21 protein-coding genes are annotated in these 25,078 nt (G+C 34.6%); 5 read left to right on the top strand and 16 right to left on the bottom strand.

Annotation, left to right across the window (positions count from 1 at the left end; all coding sequences use genetic code 11):
• Positions 1-91: 91 nt before the first annotated feature.
• The 8 genes from EZ428_RS16500 to pyrE form a co-directional block, all read right to left on the bottom strand.
• A complete protein-coding gene (locus EZ428_RS16500; RefSeq protein WP_165501802.1) occupies positions 92-2,578 on the bottom strand; it encodes a hypothetical protein in 2,487 nt (828 codons plus the stop codon).
• Positions 2,579-2,736: 158 nt separating this feature from the next.
• A complete protein-coding gene (locus EZ428_RS16495; RefSeq protein WP_131554286.1) occupies positions 2,737-3,357 on the bottom strand; it encodes an outer membrane beta-barrel protein in 621 nt (206 codons plus the stop codon).
• A gap of 171 nt (positions 3,358-3,528) precedes the next feature.
• On the bottom strand, positions 3,529-4,044 hold the full coding sequence (locus EZ428_RS16490) for a DUF6646 family protein (RefSeq protein WP_131554285.1): 516 nt from the start codon (positions 4,042-4,044) through the stop codon (positions 3,529-3,531).
• Positions 4,045-4,694: 650 nt separating this feature from the next.
• Positions 4,695-7,295, bottom strand: a complete 2,601-nt coding sequence (clpB, locus tag EZ428_RS16485; protein ID WP_131554284.1) for an ATP-dependent chaperone ClpB — start codon at positions 7,293-7,295, stop codon at positions 4,695-4,697.
• Between the two features lie 385 nt (positions 7,296-7,680).
• Positions 7,681-9,390: an alpha-L-rhamnosidase-related protein gene (locus tag EZ428_RS16480; RefSeq protein ID WP_131554283.1), complete on the bottom strand. Its 1,710-nt coding sequence runs from the start codon at positions 9,388-9,390 to the stop codon at positions 7,681-7,683.
• A gap of 110 nt (positions 9,391-9,500) precedes the next feature.
• On the bottom strand, positions 9,501-12,170 hold the full coding sequence (locus EZ428_RS16475) for a glycoside hydrolase family 78 protein (RefSeq protein ID WP_131554282.1): 2,670 nt from the start codon (positions 12,168-12,170) through the stop codon (positions 9,501-9,503).
• Between the two features lie 127 nt (positions 12,171-12,297).
• Positions 12,298-12,696, bottom strand: a complete 399-nt coding sequence (locus EZ428_RS16470; protein WP_131554281.1) for an SRPBCC family protein — start codon at positions 12,694-12,696, stop codon at positions 12,298-12,300.
• A gap of 46 nt (positions 12,697-12,742) precedes the next feature.
• Positions 12,743-13,402 (bottom strand): orotate phosphoribosyltransferase, encoded by a 660-nt coding sequence (pyrE, locus tag EZ428_RS16465; protein WP_131554280.1) that lies wholly within the window; start codon positions 13,400-13,402, stop codon positions 12,743-12,745.
• 253 nt (positions 13,403-13,655) lie between these two features.
• Here pyrE and EZ428_RS16460 point away from each other — a divergent pair, with 253 nt between their 5' ends.
• Positions 13,656-14,279 carry an NUDIX hydrolase gene (locus tag EZ428_RS16460; RefSeq protein WP_225871081.1) on the top strand — a complete coding sequence of 208 codons (624 nt, stop codon included), beginning with the start codon at positions 13,656-13,658 and terminating at the stop codon, positions 14,277-14,279.
• Between the two features lie 5 nt (positions 14,280-14,284).
• Here the strand turns inward: EZ428_RS16460 and coaD are convergent, their stop codons facing one another.
• From coaD to EZ428_RS16445, 3 genes are all read right to left on the bottom strand, one after another.
• Positions 14,285-14,746 carry a pantetheine-phosphate adenylyltransferase gene (coaD, locus tag EZ428_RS16455; RefSeq protein ID WP_131554279.1) on the bottom strand — a complete coding sequence of 154 codons (462 nt, stop codon included), beginning with the start codon at positions 14,744-14,746 and terminating at the stop codon, positions 14,285-14,287.
• A 165-nt stretch (positions 14,747-14,911) separates the two neighbouring features.
• Positions 14,912-15,454 (bottom strand): RsmD family RNA methyltransferase, encoded by a 543-nt coding sequence (locus EZ428_RS16450; protein ID WP_131554278.1) that lies wholly within the window; start codon positions 15,452-15,454, stop codon positions 14,912-14,914.
• Positions 15,445-16,266 (bottom strand): DUF3822 family protein, encoded by an 822-nt coding sequence (locus EZ428_RS16445; protein ID WP_131554277.1) that lies wholly within the window; start codon positions 16,264-16,266, stop codon positions 15,445-15,447. The genes EZ428_RS16450 and EZ428_RS16445 overlap by 10 nt, the downstream gene beginning before the upstream one ends.
• A 52-nt stretch (positions 16,267-16,318) precedes the next feature.
• Between EZ428_RS16445 and EZ428_RS16440 the strand changes: the two genes are divergently transcribed.
• The gene (locus EZ428_RS16440) at positions 16,319-17,764 is read left to right on the top strand and encodes an ATP-dependent DNA helicase (protein ID WP_131554276.1); all 1,446 of its coding nucleotides are present in this window, start codon (positions 16,319-16,321) and stop codon (positions 17,762-17,764) included.
• 128 nt (positions 17,765-17,892) lie between these two features.
• Here the strand turns inward: EZ428_RS16440 and EZ428_RS16435 are convergent, their stop codons facing one another.
• Together EZ428_RS16435 and EZ428_RS16425 are read right to left on the bottom strand one after the other, a co-directional pair.
• A complete protein-coding gene (locus tag EZ428_RS16435; RefSeq protein ID WP_131554275.1) occupies positions 17,893-18,090 on the bottom strand; it encodes a cold-shock protein in 198 nt (65 codons plus the stop codon).
• Positions 18,091-18,326: 236 nt separating this feature from the next.
• Complete coding sequence (locus tag EZ428_RS16425; RefSeq protein ID WP_131554273.1) at positions 18,327-19,172, bottom strand: CvfB family protein; 846 nt, start codon at positions 19,170-19,172, stop codon at positions 18,327-18,329.
• Positions 19,173-19,332: 160 nt separating this feature from the next.
• On the opposite strand from EZ428_RS16425, the gene EZ428_RS16420 reads away from it, so the two are divergent.
• On the top strand, positions 19,333-19,932 hold the full coding sequence (locus EZ428_RS16420) for an LURP-one-related/scramblase family protein (protein WP_131554272.1): 600 nt from the start codon (positions 19,333-19,335) through the stop codon (positions 19,930-19,932).
• Positions 19,933-20,035: 103 nt separating this feature from the next.
• Entirely contained in the window at positions 20,036-20,188 is a 153-nt protein-coding gene (locus tag EZ428_RS24010; protein WP_165501801.1) for a hypothetical protein, read from the top strand.
• Between the two features lie 98 nt (positions 20,189-20,286).
• Here the strand turns inward: EZ428_RS24010 and EZ428_RS16415 are convergent, their stop codons facing one another.
• From EZ428_RS16415 to EZ428_RS16405, 3 genes are all read right to left on the bottom strand, one after another.
• On the bottom strand, positions 20,287-20,703 hold the full coding sequence (locus EZ428_RS16415) for a DUF983 domain-containing protein (protein ID WP_131554271.1): 417 nt from the start codon (positions 20,701-20,703) through the stop codon (positions 20,287-20,289).
• Complete coding sequence (locus EZ428_RS16410; RefSeq protein ID WP_131554270.1) at positions 20,690-21,577, bottom strand: AraC family transcriptional regulator; 888 nt, start codon at positions 21,575-21,577, stop codon at positions 20,690-20,692. The genes EZ428_RS16415 and EZ428_RS16410 overlap by 14 nt, the downstream gene beginning before the upstream one ends.
• Before the next feature lie 169 nt (positions 21,578-21,746).
• A complete protein-coding gene (locus EZ428_RS16405; protein WP_131554269.1) occupies positions 21,747-23,123 on the bottom strand; it encodes an exonuclease domain-containing protein in 1,377 nt (458 codons plus the stop codon).
• A 147-nt stretch (positions 23,124-23,270) separates the two neighbouring features.
• Between EZ428_RS16405 and EZ428_RS16400 the strand changes: the two genes are divergently transcribed.
• On the top strand, positions 23,271-25,046 hold the full coding sequence (locus tag EZ428_RS16400) for a glycoside hydrolase family 9 protein (protein WP_131554268.1): 1,776 nt from the start codon (positions 23,271-23,273) through the stop codon (positions 25,044-25,046).
• Positions 25,047-25,078: the final 32 nt, after the last annotated feature.

Here is a 25,078-nt window from a genome sequence, read left to right as displayed (position 1 = left end):
GCAATAGTCTACGTGTAATATTTTTTTTATAAATTATTGATATACAGGTAATATGGAAGCTTTTTTGTAAACCTAAATTAAATGTTCGATTTTATTTTATGGTTAACCTCATCCTTCTCAAACCCAATCCGCCTTTAGTATCTATACCTTCAATCCACACGGTATATGTTCCTTTTTTATCGGCGGAAAAGAAAGAAACATCAGCTTCTCCATTAACATTAGTTAAAACATTCGGGTTCCAATAAATGGTAGATCTGTAATCTGGTAGTTTTTCTTTTTTATTTGTGCTATTATATTTCGGACTATAAAAAACCTTATTATTACCATAATTTAATGGCTTAATGAGATACATATTTGCTGATTTTTTTAAAAAGGGACCAGCTCCTGTTTTAGTGGTAATTTCGATAAATGAGTATGTTTTATCATCTAAAGGCTCCATGAACTGATTCTTATATCTGAATGAATAACCGTTAGACAAAACTTCAATACCTCTAATATCTTCTGCATTATAATAATCTAGAAATCCTTTAACAAAATGATAATATTCATCTCCACCAGGTGATCCTGTTGGTGAGAAGAAAAAATCTATTTCAACTCCATCAAAAATAAATCTTGCCAAATCTCCATTTACAAAATAATCTCTGATATTAGATTTTCTTCGCATGCCTTCTCTAAACCCCTTTACTTTTTCTGCTAAGGCATCATAAAGTGATTTTTTAGGAATCTGGCTTAGGTTTTCTTCAGTTAAAGTTTGAGAAGCTTCACCAGCACCATTTAAATTTTTAGAACCCCTAATTATTTTTTTGCCTGTTATTTTAACCTCTCTTAAAGAAATGCCACTTTTTAATGCTGCTTTATAAACCTCATTTTTCGCATCAATTTGTTGGGCAACAATACTATCTATAACTTCGTTATTTTCAATGTAGCTTTTCTTTGGTAGTATAAATGGAGCCCTTACAAACTCATTTACAGTAATTCCCAATGTTCCTTTTTTTCCTTTAGCGTTTAGTGCTTGGATAACAAACGAAGCACTATCCATAAGAGGTAGCTTATCAAATACAAATTCGCCGTTTTGGTTTGTCAATGTATCTAACATCATCGTTGTTTTATTCTTGCCCAATAAAATGATTTTTGCATGAGGACTAGGTTTGTTCATTATGTTAATGATTCTTCCGCTGATTGTGTACTCTTTTTCGGCTTTTAAAAGTGGTTTTTTGGTAATGTCCCAATTGTAACTTACCCATCCTTGTGTTAACATTAAGGCGTCTAAATCATTATATATTTCATCACTTTGGTTTTGAAAATAATATCCTGGGTTTTCTACTTCACCTTTTAAATCTGAAGTCATTAGTAGATAAGTTAGAATGTTATTCTCACTTAGACTATCTTTTAATACCTGATTATCATCGGTAACTGCTATTGAAAAAGAAGCCTCTACAGGATTATTTAAATAGTCTGAAACTTTTAAGTGAATCGGAATGCTGTCTCTTACATTATAGGTTAAAGAGCTTGATGAGATATTGACCTTTAACTCATCATTGAGGTTAAGGAAGAAGTTTCTTTCATTTAGAATTTGTTTTTTATCATCCAATAACAAAATTTGAGAAACACCTGTTGGGAAAATATCTTTAGTTATTCTTACTGTTCTTCCAACATCATTAGCATTGATGTTAGCTGTAAAGCATATTACCCCTCTTGATTGTCCAATTAATGTTAACGGCTGGTTTGATAAACTGGAAGCTACGGTAATTATTAGTGAATCAGATTTCTTACTACTTCGAAGTGCTATGATTGTACCTTTTGCAGTGGCTTTTGGAAGATTTTTTGTTGCTAAACCATTCTGAAAGTTAACTTTTGCAGTGTAAGTTTCATCTAGTTTAGGAAACATAGTGAAATAGCCCATTCCCAGTGTGTTGGACTTGAAATCGGTAACCTTATTTTGTTTAGAATCGAAAATTTCTCCATTAATCTTAATGCCTTTTCCTGATTTATCAATTGCTTTAAAAGCCATTTTTTGAGGTAGGTCAGCAATCCAAGAGCCTCCCTCTGGTAAAAATTGAATATCTATTTCTTGCTTATTTCTTGTATTTGTTAGCTGGTTAGTTATGTTTTTCTTCGAAGCGTTTTTTCCGTTTTGAGTTATAGCTTGTTGATCGGCATCGAGGTTTAAAATTTTAATTTCTTTTTTAAATATATAGGTGTCCCCAAAATTTTGCATCCAATTGGTATAGGCTCTAAAGGTATAATTGCCTGGCGGATAAGTTTCTTCCTTAAGAGGAAATGCTCCCCAAGTTAATCCTAGAATGGTAGGCAATGCTAGGGTTTGCACAACTTCACCATCTGCATTAATCAACTCTGTATAAATTAAGCCGCTAATTGCTGAGGAATTATTTAACGTTGTATTTACTAAGTAACCCTTAAACCAAATTGTATCTACTGGTAAATAAATAGATTTATCGAAATGGATGTATAGCTTCTCTCTTGGCGCTATTTCTCTAATCTTATCGTATTCATTGATAATTTTTGAGTTAAGCTCATTTGTTTGCGCATAGCTGAATTCATTTAAGCTAGTAAGCAAAAAAAGAGAAAACAAAAGTAGTAGATGTCGATGTTTCAGCATTCATTAGTGATTGTGAAACTAAAATACGATTTATTTAGAGAAGTATAAATCGGGAATAAAAAGCCGCTGATTCGCTGATTTATCGAATACAGCGGCTTTGTTGTGGTTGTTGAAAATTAAAATAAGATATAAATCTTAAAACCTAGATTATTAATAAAACCTTCGCTGCTTAAATTAAAAGAAGTGCGTTTATAATCAAATGTATTGCCTGATGAATTCTCTTTTTGCTCTGTTTTAGTATAACTAGCATTTGCAGATAATAAACTAGTTTCAAATGCAAATCTCTTTGATAGAAACCAAGTTATACCTCCAAATGCACCAACATTATAAGTATTGCTAGTATATGCTGTCACTTGAGATGGGCTGGTATTTTCTTGTTTTCCATAGTTATAGCCTCCTCGTCCACCCGCATAGGCAAATAAGGTTTTTACAAGAGGAAAATATTTTTGATAAGTTAAATTACCCCCGTAGTTCTTTATGTCACTATTGTAAATGCCATTCGAATTTTCGGATTTTGAATAATTTAGATCAAAACCAATTTTCGTATTATCCTTAATGAAATTGCCATAACCAATTGAATAAGAATTTACCTTTGTTTCATTTTCTCCCCCAGGACTTTTGTACTTTTCTGTATTTACATTTACTCCAAAGCTTAAAGCATTAGTGCCTTTTGTTTGTGCGTTAGCTGTGAACGCGGTGGCGCATAATACGCCCATGATTAATAGTTTAGATTTCATTTGTGTGTTGTTTTTTGTGTATATCAATGATAATAATAAAAAAACAAATAATAACTATTATTTTAGTTTTGTAACTGAAAAATAAGTTAATCTATTGGAAATCAAGATAAAAAAAATCATCCTCAATATAACTTGAGGATGATTATCAATGTGTTAAGTTAAAATGTTTCTTTATTTTCCTAAATCGAAGGCAACACCTAGGTTAAATGAAAATTGGTTATTCAATTTTTCATAATTACTAGCATCTGAGTTGTACTTTGCAATTGGGAACTGTGCTTCTGTAAAAAGTCCGAAACCCTTAGAAAAGAAAACTCTTCCTCCAACATGGCCCCCAAAGTTTTTTAAACCTAAATTTAAACCTGGGTAAACATCAATATTTGAGGGCAAACCAATTACACTGCCAAGATTGGCAGTGAACCTAGCTTTTAAATCAAATCGATCACCAAATCCTGCCTTGTCTAGTCCTGATATCTTTTTAACACCTAAAGTGTACCCGGCTTGGGCACCGATAGAAAAACTTTCGCCAAGACCGTAATCTAAAGAGGTTATTATACCAGTTCCCAGTTTTTGTAAATTTGCACCAATATGGTACCTTAAATCTTTTTTTCCTTTGTAAGCATCTGTTTGTGCACTTACATTAATGTAGCTTGCTGATAGTATCAGGAAGCCTGTAAAAATTTTTTTCATAGGTATTTTTTTTATAAGCAGCCAAAAGTAATACTTAAATACTGATAATTTAAAGCAACTAATTGATTTAAACTGCAGGTTAAAAAAATGTATTTAGGCATTAATATTTATCGTTAAAAAACATTGTTTTTAATTATTAAGCAAACGTAAGCACTGTTTAAAAACACCATTTGCCATTCCAGCCCAACGCTGATAGAAAAACAATTCTAGTGGCACAAAGTGTATTGGGTAGATCAAAAGAAAGTTAGATTAACCAAAAAGAGGGAACAGGTAATAATAAAGAATCATCAGGATATACAAAACAGGGGAACTGATTTATAACATATCAAAACATCATCCCAATGTGTTTTTAATCTTCAGTTGACACTTTTCTGGAGAAGGTTTCGGACAAGATGCCTACAATACCCTACAATTAATTTTATTTAACAGATTACCTGTTTATAGAAAATTGCACCTTATAGAGCTGTAAAGATAAGAATGACGACAAAGGTTTAATGCAGTTCCTTAAAACCAAACAAACTTTAAGTGTAACTGCATTAAGCCCTAGAACAAATGGAAAGGTTGTTTACGGAATTGACGATAGCCAATTTAAAGAAACTTTGTATAATTAACTACTAAAGAAAAGCCCCGATTTTTTTCGGGGCTTTCTTTTATTTTTCATTCTCATTCAAAAACACAAACTGATGATCAAACATATCCAGCTTTATTTTACTGTCTTTATCTACTTTTCCAGCTAAAATAGACTTAGATAATTCATTTAAAATTCTTTTCTGAATTACTCTTTTCAATGGCCTTGCACCAAATTGAGGGTCATAACCTAACTCTGCCAACCAATCTAGCGCTTCAACACTTGCTTCCATAGTTATGCCCATTTCTGCTAATGTTTGTTGTACGTGCTTAAATTGTAAATCAACTATGTTTCTAATCTCACTTCGTTGAAGAGGAGTGAACATAATAAGTTCATCAATTCTATTTAAAAACTCTGGGCGAATGGTTTGTTTTAATAATTCAAACAACTCATTCTTCGTTTTTGCAATTACTTCCTCTCGATTTTCATCATCTAATTTTTTGAAGTTATCTTGAATTAAATGCGAACCAATGTTGGATGTCATGATAATAATCGTGTTTTTAAAATTCACTACACGGCCTTTATTATCTGTTAAACGACCATCATCCAATACTTGCAACAAGATATTAAATACATCAGGATGCGCTTTTTCTATCTCATCTAACAACACAACCGAATAGGGTTTTCTACGAACAGCTTCAGTTAGTTGCCCACCTTCATCATAACCTACATAGCCTGGAGGCGCTCCGATTAACCTAGAAACAGCATGTCTTTCTTGATATTCACTCATGTCAATTCTAGTCATTGCATTTTCATCATTAAATAAAAACTCAGCCAATGCTTTTGCTAATTCTGTTTTACCAACACCAGTAGTCCCTAAGAAAATGAATGAACCAATTGGTTTACGTTTATCTTGCAAACCTGCTCTAGACCTACGAATGGCATCTGAGATGGCTTCTATTGCTTCATCTTGCCCAGCAACACGTTTGTGCAACTCATCTTCCAAGTTCAATAATTTCTCACGCTCACTGGCAATCAATTTCGTAACAGGAATACCTGTCCAACGCCCAACCACACCGGCAATATCATCTGCAGTAACTTCTTCTTTAAGCATCCTGCTTTCGCTCTGCTGACTTTCTAAATCAACTTTCAGTTTTTCAACTTTATCTTGCGCCTCCTTAATTTTTCCATAACGGATTTCGGCAACTCTGCCATAATCTCCAGCGCGTTCTGCTTGTTCTGCTTCTAGTTTATAAGCTTCAATTTGCTCTAGTTGACTATTAACAGCATCAACCAAGTCTTTTTCACCTTGCCACTTTGCTTTTAATTCATCACGCTCTGCAGATAAATTGGCGATATCTTGAGAAAGTTCTTTTACTTTTTTATCGTCTTTTTCTCTTTTAATGGCTTCGCGTTCTATTTCTAAACGCATAATTTCACGGTCTAAAGCATCAACATTTTCCGGAACACTATCCATCTCCATACGCAATTTCGATGCAGCTTCATCCATTAAATCAATGGCCTTATCTGGTAAAAAACGATCAGCAATATATCTTTGGCTCATTTCTACGGCAGCGATAATTGCTTCATCTTTAATCCTCACTTTGTGGTGAGTTTCATAACGTTCTTTTAAACCACGCAAAATAGAAATCGCATCTTGTGTGTCAGGTTCTTCAACCATTACTTTTTGAAAACGACGCTCCAAAGCCTTATCTTTTTCTAAATATTTCTGATATTCATCCAAGGTAGTTGCACCAATTGCCCTTAACTCTCCTCTGGCCAATGCAGGTTTTAAAATATTTGCCGCGTCCATTGCGCCTTCACCGCCACCCGCACCAACTAAGGTATGTATCTCGTCTATAAATAAAACAATATCGCCATCGCTTTGCGTTACTTCTTTAACTACAGCTTTTAAACGTTCTTCAAATTCACCTTTATATTTTGCGCCTGCAATTAACGAGCCCATATCTAATGAATAAACCGTTTTACTTTTCAAGTTTTCAGGAACATCACCTTTAATAATCCTAAATGCAATACCCTCTGCGATAGCAGTTTTACCCACACCTGGCTCTCCAATTAAAATCGGATTGTTTTTCGTTCTACGAGATAAGATCTGAATTACACGACGAATCTCTTCATCACGACCAATAACAGGGTCCAATTTTCCGCTCTCTGCATACTCGTTTAAGTTACGGGCATATTTATTTAAAGCCTGATAAGTGGCTTCTGCATTTTGGTCGGTTACCCTATTGTCTCCACGTAACGCTATAATTGCTTTTTTGAGGTCCCTTTCGTTAACACCTTGTTCTTTTAGTAGTTTAGATGTGGCATCATTAACCGCCAATAAGCCTAATAGTAAGTGCTCAACTGATACAAAATCATCCTTAAACTCCTTTAAATATGAAGTTGCTTTTTGCAAAGCCGAATTGGCGTTAGCTGACAAATAAACATCACCACCCGTCACTTTTGGTAGTTTTTCTATAGCTGTAGTTAAGTTTTGCTCAACTGTGTTTAGGTTTACATTTAGTTTCTTTAACACGTAAGAAACTACGTTTTCATCAACAGTTAGCAAACCTTTTAATATGTGTGCAGTGTCAATAGCTTGTTGCTGATTGCCCTGCGCTATTTCAGAAGCTTTTTGAATAGCTTCTTGTGCTTTGATTGTAAAGTTGTTGAAGTTCATATCTTCCTTTTATTCAAAACAAATGCCATAGGTCTTTTACTCCACTATTCGGAAATTTTGTCTGTAAGAATTTATTTTTTAAGACTAAATGACTGTAAATAAGTAATTTATACTGAAAATTTGGCTGAATATTTAAAGTTTAGAAAATCAGTGGTTGTAATTTTTTGGCCAGTGCAGTCCTTCTTTCCATTGCAAGCTCATTGAAAAAATGAGGCTCTCCATTTCAATAAGGTTTATATAACAAAAGCAGTAGTTCTTGGGCTGTGGCTAAAGCCTTATTTCTAAACACATAGATTTGAACATTTTATTTTGTGTCAACTATGTGCCTATGTGTTTAATTTTCTCTTCAGAACACTTGTGCTATTTTTCCAATCTTAAATACAATTTATCTCAAAATTTTAATTCCTTTTGGTGCATCTATGATAGATTTAATTGTTCCATCAGCCATTTTTTGGTGTTTAACCTTAATTAATCCCATTGGAGTAGGAAAGGAACCTTCTGCAAATTTCAAATCGCCCAAATTTGGTTTAATGCGAACGACACTACAGCCGGGCTCGACAACCGAAATACCTAAAACATGCTCGGTTAACCAAGGTGTTGGCCCAGCTGCCCAACCGTGACAAAGGCTATGTCTAAAACCTATATAACAGTAAGCACCATAGGCGCCGTGAATGTCAATTTTTCCATCAGGAACCAATTCATCAATTCTGCCTGCATTTTTTGTCCAATCCATATTAAAGTCTTCCCAAAAGGTAGTAGCACCAAGATTTAACATTGCTCCCCAGTATTCGCGAATAATATTTATCGCACCTTGATAATCATTAGCATTGGCTTTAGCTTGCAACATGTAATAACCAAAAAAGGTAGAGAAATTTTTTGCACCTCCATCACTCAGAACCTGATTAGCTTGTTTGGCATCCAATAATTTGGCCAATGACAGCAAAGCTGCAGCTTGTTTCGAGTTATTATGTGCCGGAATATATTTCTTTAATCTGATTAAAGCATCCGTACATTTTTTAGCAGTTGAAAGATCTCCTAATTTAGTTGATAAATCACCACCTGCTTGTAAAGCCAAAACCATCATTGCCTGCAAGCCAGCATGAATAGCTTTTGGATCCTCGCTAGATGGCCAATCTAAAAATCTTTGTCCATCAAGCTTCTCCCTATTGTCCTTATCAATTTTTTGAATTAACTGATTTATTAATGGCGTTAAATAAGCTTGCTGTTCTTGCAGATATTTTAAATTTCCATTGTGGTAATACCAGTCTCTTTGATTAATAATCCACCACATGGAATAAGCACTAATTCCGTTCATCCATTCTGGTAGAGGTGTTGTGTTTTTTGCAAAATCTAATGATTTTGGTACTACCTCATTATAACCAAAAACAACATTGATGGTAGATATTTCTGGGTTTAAATCTCCAACCCAAACCAATCTGTCGCGTTTAATGCCATCCCATAAATAATCTTGCATATTTAGCTGGACTGTATAAGCCCCGGTTTTCCAAATTTTGTTGAGTAGGGTATCACTAGAATTAAATGAACCTTGATAAACTAAATCTCGGTATTTGGCAATTGCCCTAACTTCTTTTAATACCAATTTAATATCCTCTTCAACTAAATCAATCCTTACAAACCTAAAACCAGTATTTCCAATTTCGGCAATGCCCAGCCAAGGCAAAACGGTTTCTAAATCTCTAATGGCGTGGTCGTTTGTTGCTCCACCTTTCCCACCAATATCAGACATGGCCTCACTTGCAGATTCTCCAAACCTTAACCGAATTTTGATGGGTTTATTTCCACCCCAAATACCAGTTACAATTTGAACGCCACCTTGTAGCTCTTTACCGAAATCTAAGAGTATGCTTGCTTTACCTTCTTTTTTATTCTCTAAAATGCAAATACTTTTATTGCTTACATCTGCTTGTCCGGTTCCAGTTTTTAATAATTGAGCTTCGTTTTTAACAAGACCAGCCTTCCACAAAACTCTATTGGCACTTACATATTCTGTAACGCGTTCGTTGCCAGTTTTAACTTTTTGAGCAAAGGTATTTGTTAAAAAAAACAGACAAATTAAAAAGGTAAAATATTTCATTAGCATAGCTATTTAAGGTATTTGATTATTGGTTGGTGGGGATACCAACCAAGGAAGTAGCCCTCAAGGAAGTAGCTCCAAGGTTGGTGTCCCCACCAACCTTCAATAGTTTATTTCAGCTCAATTAGATATTCTCCAGCTTGCAAATCAAAAGTTCCACTTGGCATTACTTTTCCATTAACGGTAATTGTTAATCCCCTTGCCATAGCTAATTTCACTGTTGCGCTAGAATTTGCGGGAATAGACACCTTATAGTTTATTCCTTTAGGGGTTCTTTTCCAAGATGAAACAATCTTCCCGTAAGGACCATCGTGAGTGGCTTCAAAAGAAGTTAATCCTTCAACAAAGTATGGTTGTAGGATTACATTTTTAAACCCAGGTTGGTTGTCATCCGGCTTGATGCCGCCAGGTGCTTTATATAACCAAGCTCCAATTTCTCCAAACATGATATGATTCATCGATATGTCCGATTTGGCATCAATTGGCCAGTTTTCATATAGTGTTGTTGCGCCATTGGCAATCCACCAACCCCAACTAGGAAACGTTTTTTTTGAGGCAACTTTGTAAGCAATTTCTGCATAACCATTCTCGCTCAAAGCATTTAAAATGGCTTTCGTGCCGAGCAAGCCAACATCTAGATGCATTCCATCAGCTTCAACTCTTTTAGCTAAATTTTCTGCTACCAAGGCTTTTGATTCTTCTGGCACGATGCCCCAAAATAGGGGAACGCTTAATTCTGTTTGCAAACCAGTATTATAAATGCCAGTAGTTTTATTTAAGTACTTAGCATTAAATGCATTTTTGATTTTTAAAGCTAATGCTGTGTATTTTTTATAGTCATCGGTTTTACCTAGAATTTTAGCTGTTTTAGCCAAAATGACAACATCTGCATAATAGTAACAGGTTGACGTTAGCTCTACGGGCGAAACAGACTTAACGGGTACCCAATCGCCCAAGCCCCAAGATGTTAAGCCAGTAGGGTAGGTTTCGTCAATGTGATTTACATATTTGCGGATGTTCTCATAATTGTCTTTTAATATTTTGGTATCGCCATAAAAACGATAAATATTCCAAGGAATAATGGCAATTGTACTGGTCCAATCTGGTCCATTTCCCCACTCATAACCCCAACCATCAGTTGGGATAATTGATGGTAAAACTCCATTTGGTTGTTGCTCATCTCTATGGTCGGCCAGCCACTTTTCATAAATTGTAATGCCATCATATCCATATAAACCAGTTTCTATGGCAATAGCCGCATCACCTGTCCACCCATTTTTTTCGCGTTGCGGACAATCAGTTGGGTAACCAAAAAGGTTCGATAAATAGGAGTTATTAGTAGCGTAATAAATTTTATCTATCAATGGGTCAGATGCTTTTACGCTTCCAGCTACCGGAACATCGCTGTGCATAAAATAACCTACTAAATCTTCTTTTTTTAGGTCTACAGGCTGACTTAAATTGACCTCCACATATTGAAAGCCCTTATAATTAAAGTGAGGCATAAAACTTTGTTCGCCTTTACCACTTAAAATTAAAATGTCAGTCTGGAAAGGGTCTTTATCATCTGTTGGGCGATAATGTACATCAATATTAGACATGTCTGCCCTGCCATTTGCATATAAACGCTCTGTATGTTTTAACCTAACTACAGTTCCTGTTGGGCCATTTAGTTTAATTTTACTTACGCCAGAAATATTCCTTCCCAAATCAAATAGGTAAGTGGTATCATTAAATTTCTTAATGCTTTTAGCATTAATTTCTTCTATATTTCTAATTGGATGTAAAGCCTGGGCAACTATTTTATCTGATGGCGCAGAGCGATAAATCACACGCTTCCATTTACTGTCATCAAAATCAACTTCGTTCCAACCATTTTGTTCTAATCTAGCATCGTAATGTTCGGCTGTATAGATGCTATTGAAAATAATAGGGCTTAAAGCAGTTTTCCAATCCTTTCCCGATTTGATGGTTTCAATTGTGCCATCAGAATAAGTGATTCTCAAATCCAAACAAAAAGTTGGCCTATTGCGCCAAGGGGCTTTTTCAAAATCCCAAACTGCTGTTGATTGATGGTTATACCAACCATTGCCCAACAAAACCCCAATAGCGTTTTTGCCATTTTTTAATTGATTGGTCACATCATAAGTAACGTATAAATTTCTCCTATCGAAACGAGTGTACATTGGATCCATTCTGTGATTGCCAACTTTTTCTCCATTTAAGGAAAGCTCGTATAAGCCAGCAGCAGCAATGTTCGCCCGAGCTGATTTTATCTTTTTTATGGTTTCAAATGTTTTCCGGAAATAAGGAGCAGGCTTTATTGCTGGATTTTGATTGTCTGAAATCCACGAGCCTTGCCAATTTTTCTCATTCATCATACCTATTTCAAAACTTGCAATTTTTACTTTGGTAGATTTTATATTGTTTTTGTCGGCAATGTCAACTCGCCAATAATATTTAGTAAAAGGTTTTAGTAATTGTCCAGCATAAGTTTTTAATGAAGCGCTTGTTTGCAACCATCCAGTATTCCATTGTGTCGCTTTTCCGTGCGTTAAAGCAAGTGAATCGGTATTCACTAAAATGCGATAGGCTGTTTGCTTAGCATCTATTCTTTTGTCGTCCATTTGCCAAATAAAACGAGGATTTGGATTGTCTAACCCAATTGGATTAACTAAATATTCTGTTTTTAAATTTATTGGAGATTGGGCAAGAGTGCTAAAAGAAGAAAGCGAACAAAGCAAAAAGGTAATTCGACTTAAGAATTTGGATGAAGTCATTTTGAAATATTTGATTAACTAAGGTATTAAAAATGAATTAAAGAACAAGAGTAGCTTCACCTTAAAATCGAAGTCATAAAAAAACACCATCAAAACCTGATGGTGTTTTAAATTATTACTAGTATTATTACCCTAAAACTTCTTTCAGTTTATTTGTCTGGTAATCCGCCAATTTTTGAAGTGGGCCAGCCGCTAACATTTTCATCATCATGTTTAAATCTGCAGAAAGTATGTGTTTTGCAGTCGTTCCGCCATTATCATTAGGGCTAACTGTCCATTTCAATTCTACATCAAATGGTGGTTTTTCTGTCGGAATAGCTATAATTTCGCTATTAGGCACACGACTAGATATTTTGATTGCCAATTTAGCCATGTTCTGAATAGTAAAACTTGCTTCATCTGTAGTAGAAGACCAGTTGTAAATATTCTCGGGCATTAATTGTTGATGATTATTTAAATCTTCCAAAAAATTATAAACCTTATCTATAGGTAAATTTATTTCTGTAGTACTTTCTATAATGGTCATAATTTTATTTTAATGTCAATTCAACTTCCAAACCCAAACTCAGGACTTAGGGTTTTAAGACCTCTTCTTGTCCCCATTCTGATGGATTTTGTCTCCACTTGTTCAATAAATCAATTTCACCCTGTGGAATAAAACTGTGTTCAGCAGCATAACTGATCAAAGATGTATAATTTGATAATGTCGAATACCTACATTTCGCACTGGCAAAATTTTCATCGGCCTTGTCAAAACCATAAGTAAATATAGCAACTAATCCAGCAACAGATAAACCTGCAGCACGTAAGGCATCTACTGCTTGTAAACTGCTTTTTCCTGTAGAGATTAAGTCTTCAATTACTACTACACGTTGCCCTTCCACTATTTCTCCTTCAATTAAACTTCCGGTACCGTGTTCTTTAGCTTTAGCTCTCACATAAATAAAAGGTAAACCTAATTCTTGTGCAACTAAAACACCTTGCGGAATACCAGCTGTAGCAACACCTGCAATTACATCAACAGCACCATATTCTTCTTGTATCAGCTGTGCTAATTTCTGTCGGATATATGTTCTTACTGGAGGATGAGATAGCGTAATCCTGTTATCACAATAAATTGGCGATTTCCAGCCTGAAGCCCAAGTAAAGGGGTTATTTGGTTGTAGTTTAACGGCTTTAATTTGTAATAAAAATTCAGCTACCTTTAATTCAATATCACTTTTATTATACATGTTCCAAAAATAATCAATTTATCTTAATCTAAATGCTAAGTTTCCCACACAAAACAGATTTACTTAAAACTATTAAGTTCAACTTATTGAGATATAGATGATTGCTTTAAAATGCTCTTGTTTAATTTATTTAATTGGCTTTCTTTATCTAATGCGCTTTTCAATTCATATTTTTTTAATACTTTTAAAACTTACAGTTGATATAAAATTTAAACAAAAACATTTGTTCTTGTATTTAGGATATGACGCTGTTATGAGAGCTACTATTATGAAGAACTACCGAATTTATATCAATAATAACACCTTGTTGGTTACTGGTGTTATGCCCAAACAAATATCAAAAATTGAACAATTAGATACTGCTGATTTTGACTTTCTATCTTTTTACAAAAACTTAAAAAAGCGAAGTAGTAAAGACTTTATTTTAATAAGTAAAAACCCCAAAGAACTATTCGAAACTATTAAAAAGAAACTAACCATTATTAAAGCGGCTGGTGGTTTAGTAGAAAATGCCAAGGGCGAATTTCTATTCATTTTTAGAAACAAAAAATGGGACTTGCCAAAGGGTAAAGTAGAAAAAAACGAAAAAGTTAAAGTTGCAGCGGTTAGGGAAGTAGAAGAGGAGTGCGGTGTAAAAATTGAAAAACGTGAAGAACGTTTATGCAAAACCTATCACATTTATGAGATAAATGGTAAAGTGATTTTAAAACGGACAAGTTGGTATAAAATGTTTGTAAAGGGAAAACCAAAATTGATTCCTCAAACTGATGAAGGAATTACAACGGCTTCTTGGGTTGGTCCAGATGGGATCAAGGCCAAAATGAATAATACTTATCCTTTAATTTTGGATGTTTTAGCAGCAGAAAGTTTGGTTTAAACCCCCTATAAAAACTCAATCACTTCTTTCGGGACAAACGGACTCACATCTCCATTGTTTCTTAAAATATCTCTTACAATGGTTGAGCTAATAGCTGAATATTCCGGTTTGCTTAACAATAGAATGGTTTCTACTTCTGGCATCATGGTCTGATTGATTTGTGCAATTGCCCTTTCATATTCAAAATCTGATGCAGAACGAATGCCCCTTACCATGTATTTCGCCTTAATTTTTCTACAGAAATCTACTGTTAAACCTTCGTAAAGCTGAACTTCAACGTTATCATTTCCTGAAAAAATAGTTTTTACCATTTCCTCTCTTTTTTCTGCAGATAGAAAATTTTGCTTTGAGCTATTTAAACCAATACCTACCACAATTTTATCAAATAAGGGCAATGCTCTTTTTAAAATATCTACGTGAGCTATGGTAATTGGATCAAATGAACCTGGAAATAAGGCGATTTTCATAAGGTAAATATATAGGTTTAAGCTGAAAGATGAAAAAGTCCGAAAGTCGGGAAGTCAGAAAAATCCGAGTTTTATGTTATTCTTCCAAATAACGATTAATTCTTGACGTTGTCTGTGAAAATGTTTAAAGTGTTAGTGTCGCAATTCGCTGTACGCAATACTTATTTATCCCTCAACCTTTTCAAAAAAGCTAAATGAACTATTGCCATATTTCCTTACCTCTGTAAAGCCCGCTAAGTTGTTTAATTTTAAAAAAGGTGGATGCTCCACTATCAAAGTGCCATTTTCTACCAATAAATTATGTTTCATCACCAATTGGGGAATCATTGGGATATTTGGTAAATCATAAGGTGGGTCGGCAAAAATAATATGGTATTGATGGTTGTCTTGCGCCAAAAATTTGAAAGTATCTGCTTGTTGAGGTTCAATCTGAGGCAAGTCGAACTTTTCTGATACCGATTTAATCCAAGCCACACAACCCCTATGCAAATCAACCGCTCTAACGTGTTTTATTCCTCTTGATGCAAATTCAATACAAATACTCCCTGTTCCACTAAAAAGATCTAATACATCACATTCCTCAAAATCGTAAGTATTGTATAGGATGTTAAATAAGGCTTCCTTAGCCATATCTGTAGTCGGACGGACAGGTAAGTTAGCCGGGGCATTGAACTGTCTTCCTTTTAGTATTCCGCCTATTATACGCATTGGTCAAGGGCTAATAAACTGCTGTAATAATGAGCTGGCATGTCATCTAAAACTTCTTGATTTAAATCGTTGGCAATAGCAATAAAATCAGCTTTGCTGAAATATTTTAAGAGACAATTGTATTTTTCATCACCTTCATTAATAATCCCACTTATGTTTAATGCCGTTTCTTTTAGGTTAATATTCAATTGGTTAATTATTAATAAGATGTAATAATTAAACTCTTCAACATTTTCTATTTCATAACATTGTTGAAATACGACTTGTTGGTTTTTAATAAACAAAACATTAAATGAAGCAACTGTAAAATCTAAAACTAAGGTTGTTGCCTCTAGTTTTTCTGCTAATGACAGTAAACCCGCATTTTGCTCAAATTTCCTTCCATTGGTAAATTCTCCTAAAGTTTCGTCAGTTGCTTTTGGTAATGTGAAAATTGTTGTAAAACCGAAGTGGTTTTGAGCTTGGCTATATAAATTGCCAGCGTGTGCTTCAGTAAAAAATTGGGAATGACTTTCTAAATCTTTTTCATTAAATAAATCATTCGGAATGGCGATTGTGTTCTCAGTATGAATGGCAAACTTTACTTGCTGATAAGGTAATTTCAAATAAGAATCTGTTTTTAACCGCTCTGCAAATTTTTGAGCACCATTTTCGCATTCTTGCTCATCAAAAATAGCATTAACTTGTTTGGTTTCCTTATTAATAATTGCATAGGAAAAGTTATCTAAACCAACTTTAACCAATAGGTTACAAGCCGAAGCCGAAGCTGGGTCGAATGTTGGGTCTATTAACAAGATGCTGTTGTTATCCATATGTTGGCAAAAATAACTTTTTTCTATAACATTACCATCGCATCTTTGCTAAATGGACAAAGCCAATTTAATTGCCCAATCTTATCCATTTGAGCCTACCGAAGAGCAATTGGTTTTTTGCACTAGGGCTACTGCATTTTTAAAACATAGTAGCACAAAAAAATGCTTTGTTTTAAGAGGTTATGCAGGTACAGGAAAAACTACTTCTGTGGCTGCATTGGTTAAGGCATTGCCCTATTTTAACTTAAAAGTGGTGTTGCTGGCGCCCACAGGTAGAGCAGCAAAGGTAATTGGCAATTATACTGGCAAAAGGGCCTTAACTGTTCACAAAAAGATTTATCGTAAAAAAAGTGCGGTTGCTACTGAGATGGCTTTTCAATTGGCACCAAACTTAGCAGAAAACACCCTTTTTATTGTTGATGAAGCTTCTATGATTGCCGATGAATGGAATCCGCAAAGTGGTTCTTCATTCTTAAAGGATTTGATAGCATTTGTTTATCAAGCAGGACCAACGGGAAAAGACAAAAATTGCTCTTTGTTATTTGTGGGTGATACGGCTCAGCTTCCGCCAGTTGGCAGTATTGATAGCCCAGCATTAAACGAGAAATATTTAGCCAATAATTTCGGATTAAACACTGGTGCGGTTGAGCTAAAGGAAGTAGTTAGGCAAGAAAAAAAATCGGGTATTTTAGCGAATGCAACCATGTTGAGAAAGCTGATAAATACTTATGATGAGGAAAATAAAGCCTTGCCAAAGTTTATGACTAAAAGCTATAAGGATATATTTAGTATGACTGGAATTAAGCTTGTAGAAGGATTAGAATACGCTTATGGTAAATTTGGTATTGAAAACTCTTTGATGGTTTGTCGTTCTAATAAATCGGCTAATGTCTACAATAATCAGATTAGGGCAAGGCTGTTATACAGGGATGAAGAGTTAAGTGGGGGCGACCAAATCATGGTGGTTCGTAATAATTATTTTTGGTTGCCAGAAAACCAGGAAACAGCTTTTATTGCCAATGGCGATATGGCTAAGGTGATTAGGGTTAGAAAGGAAGAAGAACGTTACGGACTTCGCTTTGCAGAAGTAAGTCTAGATTTTTTAGACTTCCCAGAAGTAGGAACCGTTTCTTGTAAGGTTATTTTAGATACTTTACAAGCAGAAACCCCAAATCTACCTTACGAAAAAAGTAAACAAATGTTTGAAGGATTAATGTTAGACTATGAACATTTATCGAGCAAAAAAGACAAGATGGAAGCTATAAAGATTGATCCGTATTACAATGCTTTACAAATCAAATTTGCTTATGCCGTAACTTGCCATAAGGCACAGGGTGGCCAATGGGATGCCGTTTTTGTAGACCAAGGTTATTTAACTGACGAAATGATTGACCTAGATTTTTTACGATGGCTTTATACGGGTGTAACTCGTGCAAAAAGAGAGTTATTTTTGGTTAACTTCTCACAGAATTTATTTGCCACAAGTCAGGAAGAATAATCATGAGTGCCAAAGTTTGCGATTTATTAATCTGCAAATGAGCGGCAAAAATAAAGGGGAAAAAAAATGTCCCGATAACAATCGGAACATTTTTTTGCATCAAATAAATAAATAAAAAATTTTACTACTTATCCAACTACTTTTACGTTTTCTGCTTCTGGACCTTTTTTTCCTTCTTTCACATCATACTCTACTACTTGTCCTTCTTGCAAAGATCTTTGTCCGCTAAGAGCTGAATGATGGCAGAATATATCTTTACCACCTTCTTCTGGGGTTATAAAACCAAAGCCTTTAGAATCATTAAACCATTTTACTGTACCTGTCATAACTTCTTTATTATTAAATTAAAAAGTGAAGATAACAATTTCAATATAAAAGCTTAAATTATTTTCATACAATTACAATTTGATAACTTAAATAAAATCAAAAAGGTGTGACTCTCTCAAGCCACACCTTACAAAAAAACTCCCTTAAGTAGATCCTACTCAATATATGATACGTTTGAAACCTGAAAAAGGTTTGCAATAATTTAATTTTTTTCTTAGAAATTAAATTTTATTAACTAATCTGCCAATTGATCGATCACAATTTTAATTTCGTAATCACTAATTGAGATGATTCGTTCCTTATATAAACCACCAGTTGCTTTTTTAAAAGCACTTTTGCTGATTTGAAAACGGTCATAAATCTCATCCGGTGTACTTTTATCACCCAAAGCGATTTTACCGCCATTTTCTTTTAATTCTTTTAAAATTACGTCCTTAGTATCTAAAATATGACTATAGCCTAAGGGTTGTAAACTCAAGTCAATTTTACCTTCAATACGGATTTTTTTAATCCAACCCTTACGTTTCTCTCCAGGTTGTAAATTGGCAAAAAGCTCGTTATGGTATAACAAGCCAATATTTCTATTATTAATAATCGCGTTAAAGCCAAGGTCTGTTTTATCACAAATTAATAAACTCACCTCATCACCTTCGTCAAAGTCAAAATACTCTTCATCAATAAACTTATCTAATCTCGATGAAGCCAACATGCGCTGATTATTTTCGTCTAAGTAAACATAAACCACATAACTTTCGCCTTTATGCATTGGCCTTTTTTGTTCACGAACGGGCACGTAAATGTCTTTTCCAATTCCTAAATCCAGGTAAGCACCATCTTCACTTGAATCAACCACTGTTAAGCATGCAAAACTTTCTATTTCTGCTAAAGCTGTTTGGGTAGTTGCAATGGTATTTCCATCTTTATTTACAAATGCAAAAACTTTTAAAGTATCACCCAACTCAGCATTTTTTGGCACATCTGAATATGGAAGTAAGATTTCTCTATCTCCATCAGATAAACTTAAACCATCACTATTCTTGGCAACTATCCTTAAGTCGTTGAATTTTCCTATTTCTATCATTATTTACTTGTTAGTTAAGCCATTTTCTTCAATGACTGTTATGTTTTTATGACCGCAAAGTTAAGCATTCTTTAATTGGGAATTTTTAGTTTGAAATAGTATTAGTGGAATTAAAAAAATGCTACTTTAGTCTACTTAAACCCAAAGCAGAAAAAAATTAATGAGTCAATCAATTCCAACATTTTTTCTCGGAGATGAATATTTCATAGACGAGAAGGTAAGCTTTTTGAAGTTTACAAATGAATATAAAGTTTACAATGAACTAGGCGTTCAAATTGGTATAATTAAGCAACGCATGAGCGGATGGCATAAAGTGCTTACCTTGTTGATTAACAAAAAAATGATGCCTTTCCAGTTGGAAATTACTGATGCTAACGACCAATTGCAAGCCACAATAAGCAGAGGTTGGACTTTCTGGATGTCGAAAATTACGGTTTCTGATGCCAATGGCGTTGTTGTTGGCCTAATCAATCAAAAGTTCAAGTTCTTTAAGCCGGAGTTTCTGATTAATGATGCAAGTAGTGTTAATATTGCAAAAATTACTGGCGATTGGAAAGCATGGAATTTCTCAATTGTGAATCCAGCAGGTGCTGAAATGGGAAAAATCAGTAAAAAATGGGCAGGTGCCATGAAAGAAATTTTTACTACTGCAGATAAATATAATGTGTCGATAGACCCTAACTATGCAGAAAGCAATAATAAGGTAGCTATTGTGGCAACTGCAATTACTATTGATATGGTTTTGAAAGAGAACAAATAAAAAGCAATAAAACGATTAAAGCCTCAAAAATAGTTGGGGCTTTTTTATTGCGCAAACTTTGCAGGGTTTTCAACTGTTATAATTATAGTTTAAACTCAATTTCATGTCTAAAGAAAAGCAAAGACCTCAAGAAAAATCAGTTGAGCATACAGAACAACCTAAAAGTGCTCACGCAACGCCTGTAGTAGAAAAATATGTTGAAAAACGTAAAGATAAAGCTGAAAAACAGATTGAAGAAGAACAGCATGAAGATTAATGGTTGCCGCTGATTTGCAGGTTTCAGGTGAATTAAACCTTATTGACTTAAACTTAGTTTTTGAATGTACGGCCCATTATAATCCAAAGCTTATCATCCTATTTACTTCTTTCGGGTTCGTAATGTAAGCCTGGCGATAACCAATATAACAAGGCTATTCTCGAATAACGATAGTTAAATGGTGAGAAAACCAATGTTGTTCCAAAAAGTAGGATCACAAAATACCAAAGATTGTCGTAATCTAATTTCAATCCTAAAATATAAGCAGCAACGCTTACTGTTATCATTTCTGCAACATTCATGGCATAACTTACAAACATGGCGACATAAAAATAACCTGGCTCACGCTCAAATTTTAGGTTACAATGCGGACAGTTTTCATTCATCTTTTGAATCTTTAATCCATAAGTGGGTCCGCTGAAAACTTGCCCAACCCTACAACGCGGACATTTTGCATTTACAATTCCACTCCATTGGGAGATATACAATCCTTTATTTTCTTTATTTGTTTCCATTTTGTGTAGTATTTAATTTCCTGAATTTTTCAGGGGTAATTCCTTCGTATTTTTTAAAGAACTTGATGAAATAAGATTGGTCTGAAAAGTTAAGTTTATCTGCTATTTCAGAAACCATCAAATCTAAATTGATTAATAATCTTTTAGCCTCCAGAATAACCCTATCTCTTATTAAAGTTCCAGCAGAAACGCCTAAAAAATCGTTGCATAATGCATTTAAATGATTAGGGGTAATGTATAGCAGTTCGGCATATTGCTTAGGTAGCTTCAGCGTTGCGTAATTTGTCTCAATTAAATGCTGAAAACTCTTTAACAAAGTGTGATTATAAGAATTTTTGTTTTTTTGTTGTTTTACATCTGCAGTTCTTGAAACCTCAATGAATAACCTTAATAATAACGTTTTAACCAAATCATCATTAATGGGATGTTCATTTTGTCCCTCTTTTAAAATGTCTTCTAAAATTGAAATGGCCTTTTGTTGGATATCTGTCGGCAATTCTATTACCTGATTGTCTGGTTGCCCGCCGAAAAATGGGAAGCTCTCTAAATAATCTGGCTTTAATAAAAACGAACCTAAATAATCAGTAGAGAAATTAATGATATAGCCATCTGGTTCAGTTGCAAAATCCCAACTATGTACCTGACCAGGTATCATAAAATAGATTAAGCCAGGTTTTACATCGAACTTCTTGAAATCTATTTGTTGATTACCACTTCCTTCAGTAAAAAATACCAAATGGTAAAAGGTATGTCGATGAGCAGAATGTAAGTGCTGATGTTGCTTTGAATAATATCCAAACCTGCTTACCAAAATGTTATCATTTTTATAAGCCTTAAAGTTTTGGATATCGTAAACAGGAATATCAGATTTCATATACAAAAGTACCAAATTATAACCTGTTACTAAAGGTATTATATTTAGTTAAGATGGTATTTTTTACTGATGTCATCTTGTCATCCAGAGCGCAGCGAAGGATCTATTAAATAAATTCCCTTTAGAGATCCTTCCTTCGGCTGGATGACAAACTTAATTTATAGATTTATTAAGGGGTTAATTGTATCATTTTCTGCGGAAACTGATTACCGTAAGATAAAATCATGTTCATGATATAATCATTTGATGGGTAAGGCGTAATGGCAGATTTTAAGGTTTTTAAGTCATTTACATCGCAGTGGTCTGATATATATCCCATTCCATAAAACTTACCTTTTTCTACCCATAAACAACTCTTCTCATCTACAGACCTACCTTCGTCTATTAAGGCAAAAGATGGTAATAAGTCTTGTAGTTCTTTTATGGCTCTTTTTACCCTAAAATTGTAGAGCGCAGAACTTTCTTCACCTATGCAAGCGCCTTGGCAAGTGCCTTCTGCGTGACCAGTACAAGCTGATTTAGGTGTTTGAATAAAACAAAGCTTTTCGCAAAGCTGATGGTCGGTTGCAATTGTCCTTAATAGTTGATGGCCTTCTAACAGGTTGTTAAAGCTATACAGTATAGCGCCATTTTTCCTGTACTTATCAATACCGAGGCGGATGTATCCATTTTGGTCTTCGAAATGATAAAGCGAATATTTTTGTTCAAAACGTTTCATTGCCCTGTTATTTTCTGGCCAAAGCTTTTTAATTTCTGCAGCTTCCAAAATAAAAGCCATCAACTCTGTGCCGCAAGTTTGAAAATCTATGCTATGAATGCTCCTTAAAAAGTTTTGTCGTTGCTGACTAATGCTATGTCCGCTAAAATGTGTACAAACTCTTTTTTTGAGTTGCTTAGCCTTACCAACATAAACAACTTTGCCTTTTTCATTTTTGAAGTAATAAACGCCTGGTGTATTTGGTAATTTATCAATTTCTGCGCGTTGTAGATTAGGAGGTAGGGTTTGTTCTTTTGAGGTCTTCTTTAAGGTTTCACCTAACAGACCAGCAGTATCATTTTCAATTAACATCCCTAAAAGGATGGCAGTTGCGGCAGCATCTCCACCAGCCCGGTGACGGTTATTTAACGGAACTGATAACGAGCTGCAAAGTTTGCCTAAACTGTAAGAGGGGAAGCCCGGGAATATTTTCCTGCTCATTCTTACGGTGCAAATCTTTTTAGCATTTAAGCTATAACCACAAGCTTCTAAATGGTGACGAACAAAAGAATAATCGAAGTTTACATTGTGTGCAACAAATGTTTTATCGCATAATAAGTTATAGATAGTTTCGGCAACATCTCTAAAGTCTGGTGCATTTGCAACCATCTCATTATCGATTCCAGTTAATGCCTGAATATGGATTGGGATATCTTGGTGAGGATTGATTAAGGTTTCAAAAGTATCAACTACTTCTAGACCATTATGAATATGTATGGCAATTTCCGTAATGCCATGTGCTGATGCATAGCCTCCTGTGGTTTCAATATCTACAACTGCGTACAACATAATTAATGAATGGTTAAACAAATATATGCTAAAAAAATTAGTAATAAAATATAATGTAAAATTGTTATGCTGATATCAATTCTTGGATTTTATATTTCCAAATATTAAGCTTAATTTTCCGTGCTTATCCCCTTATTAATCAATGATATGAAATCATTTTATCGCTCTGCTTTCTACCTATTGTTACTTTTAATCTATTCAATTAATGTTAATGCGCAAACTATTTATGTTAACCAAGTTGGTTTTGATAGTAAAGGCCCTAAAACAGCAGTTGTTGGGATGGATGAAAAGATATCGACTCCCATTGCTTTCAAATTAATAGATGTTACCACTAAAAAAACTGTTTTTGAAGGTAAATTGGGTAGGCCAGAACAAGTAAAAAGTTGGGATACCAATAAGTATTATTACCAAGTTGATTTTTCAAATTACCACTTAAAAGGTAAGTACAGTATTAACATCAACGTAAAGGGTAAACAGATTATTTCGTTTCCATTTCAAATAGCTGAGGATGCCTTAGCAACATTAACAATTCCATCTATCATTCATTATTACAACAAACAGCGAGCAAACACAACAGAAGAGTTAGCGGCTGATAAACATATAATTTTACAAGGAAGTACAAGCACAGTTGATCTAACTGGGGGGTGGTGTGATGCCTCTGGAGATATCAGTAAATATTTTTCTCATTTGGCATATACCAATTTTATGATGCCACAACAAATCCCTTTGGTTACATGGTCTATGGTTGAAGCAAGCGAGGCAATCCCAACTTTATTAACCAGAATGCAGGTTAAAGATTCGCTAACGAGCGAAGCCTTATGGGGTGCAGATTATTTGGTAAGGTCTTTAGCTAAGGAAGAATATTTTTACATGACGGTTTTTAGTTTTTTTAATAAAGACCCCAATGCAAGAAGAGTGGTTGGATTAAACGCGGATAGCAAAGTGACCAATAAATATCAAAGTGCGTTTAGAGAGGGTGGAGGAATGGCAATCGCAGCTTTGGCTAGAATTTCTCGTTGGAAAAAAGATGGCGCTTTTACTTCTGCACAATACCTAAGCATTGCAAAAAAAGCATTTGCACACTTATTGGTTAATAATGTAAAGTATACAGATGATGGCAAAGAAAACATCATAGATGATTATTGTGCGCTTTTAGCTGCCACAGAATTGTGGATGGCATCTGATGAAACAATTTATAGGGATGAAGCCAGAAAACGTGCAACTAACCTAGAAAAACGAATGACAATTAAAGGTTATTTTATTGCTGATGATAACAACAGGCCTTTTTACCATGCTGCAGATGCAGGTTTACCTATCATCGCCTTAGCTCGTTATTTGCAAAAAGAAAAAGATTTAAATTTAAGAAACCATAGTTTGGTGGTCATCAAAAAAGCATTGGATTATAATTTAGCTATAACCTCCAATACAGAAAATCCATTTGGCTATGCCCGACAAAGTTTTTTATTGAAAGGAGAATATCAAGAAGGTTTTTTTATTCCTCACGAAAATGAAAGTGGCTGGTGGTGGCAAGGTGAAAATGCCAGGTTAGGTTCTTTGGCAATGGCTGCTATTGTTGGGGGGAGATTGGTTTATCCTGCTAATGGTGGGCTGGGGATTAAACCAGAGCTAGCTAAATATGCCTCCCAACAGCTTTCATGGATTTTAGGAAGCAATCCTTACGAAATGTGTTTCATGTACCAATTTGGGAAGAATAATGTGCCTTATATGGCTTCTTTGTTTGGTCATGGCTCAGAACGTGGGGGAATTTCTAATGGGATTACTGGAAAAGATGGCAATGCCGATGGAAGTGGGATTGATTTCAAAGCCAGTGCAAGTGGCAACGAATGGCGGTGGACAGAACAATGGATACCACATGCAGCTTACTTTTTACAAGCAATAAGCGCAATGGCAGAAAAAAAATAAAAATATTTTACGGTCGACGTAATAAAACAAAA

It is taken from the genome of Pedobacter frigiditerrae, from assembly GCF_004331645.1.
In the GTDB taxonomy this organism is placed as follows: Bacteria; Bacteroidota; Bacteroidia; order Sphingobacteriales; family Sphingobacteriaceae; genus Pedobacter; species Pedobacter frigiditerrae.
Note: the sequence above shows the minus strand (reverse complement) of the source record. Positions and strands in the feature narration are given on the sequence as shown.

Bases quoted from the DNA above. Each gene is read 5' to 3' on its own strand.
- EZ428_RS16495 (WP_131554286.1), bottom strand. From the start codon at position 3,357: ATGAAATCTAAACTATTAATCATGGGCGTATTATGCGCCACCGCGTTC.
- EZ428_RS16490 (WP_131554285.1), bottom strand. From the start codon at position 4,044: ATGAAAAAAATTTTTACAGGCTTCCTGATACTATCAGCAAGCTACATT.
- clpB (WP_131554284.1), bottom strand. From the start codon at position 7,295: ATGAACTTCAACAACTTTACAATCAAAGCACAAGAAGCTATTCAAAAA.
- EZ428_RS16480 (WP_131554283.1), bottom strand. From the start codon at position 9,390: ATGAAATATTTTACCTTTTTAATTTGTCTGTTTTTTTTAACAAATACC.
- EZ428_RS16475 (WP_131554282.1), bottom strand. From the start codon at position 12,170: ATGACTTCATCCAAATTCTTAAGTCGAATTACCTTTTTGCTTTGTTCG.
- EZ428_RS16470 (WP_131554281.1), bottom strand. From the start codon at position 12,696: ATGACCATTATAGAAAGTACTACAGAAATAAATTTACCTATAGATAAG.
- pyrE (WP_131554280.1), bottom strand. From the start codon at position 13,402: ATGTATAATAAAAGTGATATTGAATTAAAGGTAGCTGAATTTTTATTA.
- EZ428_RS16460 (WP_225871081.1), top strand. From the start codon at position 13,656: ATGAGAGCTACTATTATGAAGAACTACCGAATTTATATCAATAATAAC.
- coaD (WP_131554279.1), bottom strand. From the start codon at position 14,746: ATGAAAATCGCCTTATTTCCAGGTTCATTTGATCCAATTACCATAGCT.
- EZ428_RS16450 (WP_131554278.1), bottom strand. From the start codon at position 15,454: ATGCGTATAATAGGCGGAATACTAAAAGGAAGACAGTTCAATGCCCCG.
- EZ428_RS16445 (WP_131554277.1), bottom strand. From the start codon at position 16,266: ATGGATAACAACAGCATCTTGTTAATAGACCCAACATTCGACCCAGCT.
- EZ428_RS16440 (WP_131554276.1), top strand. From the start codon at position 16,319: ATGGACAAAGCCAATTTAATTGCCCAATCTTATCCATTTGAGCCTACC.
- EZ428_RS16435 (WP_131554275.1), bottom strand. From the start codon at position 18,090: ATGACAGGTACAGTAAAATGGTTTAATGATTCTAAAGGCTTTGGTTTT.
- EZ428_RS16425 (WP_131554273.1), bottom strand. From the start codon at position 19,172: ATGATAGAAATAGGAAAATTCAACGACTTAAGGATAGTTGCCAAGAAT.
- EZ428_RS16420 (WP_131554272.1), top strand. From the start codon at position 19,333: ATGAGTCAATCAATTCCAACATTTTTTCTCGGAGATGAATATTTCATA.
- EZ428_RS24010 (WP_165501801.1), top strand. From the start codon at position 20,036: ATGTCTAAAGAAAAGCAAAGACCTCAAGAAAAATCAGTTGAGCATACA.
- EZ428_RS16415 (WP_131554271.1), bottom strand. From the start codon at position 20,703: ATGGAAACAAATAAAGAAAATAAAGGATTGTATATCTCCCAATGGAGT.
- EZ428_RS16410 (WP_131554270.1), bottom strand. From the start codon at position 21,577: ATGAAATCTGATATTCCTGTTTACGATATCCAAAACTTTAAGGCTTAT.
- EZ428_RS16405 (WP_131554269.1), bottom strand. From the start codon at position 23,123: ATGTTGTACGCAGTTGTAGATATTGAAACCACAGGAGGCTATGCATCA.
- EZ428_RS16400 (WP_131554268.1), top strand. From the start codon at position 23,271: ATGAAATCATTTTATCGCTCTGCTTTCTACCTATTGTTACTTTTAATC.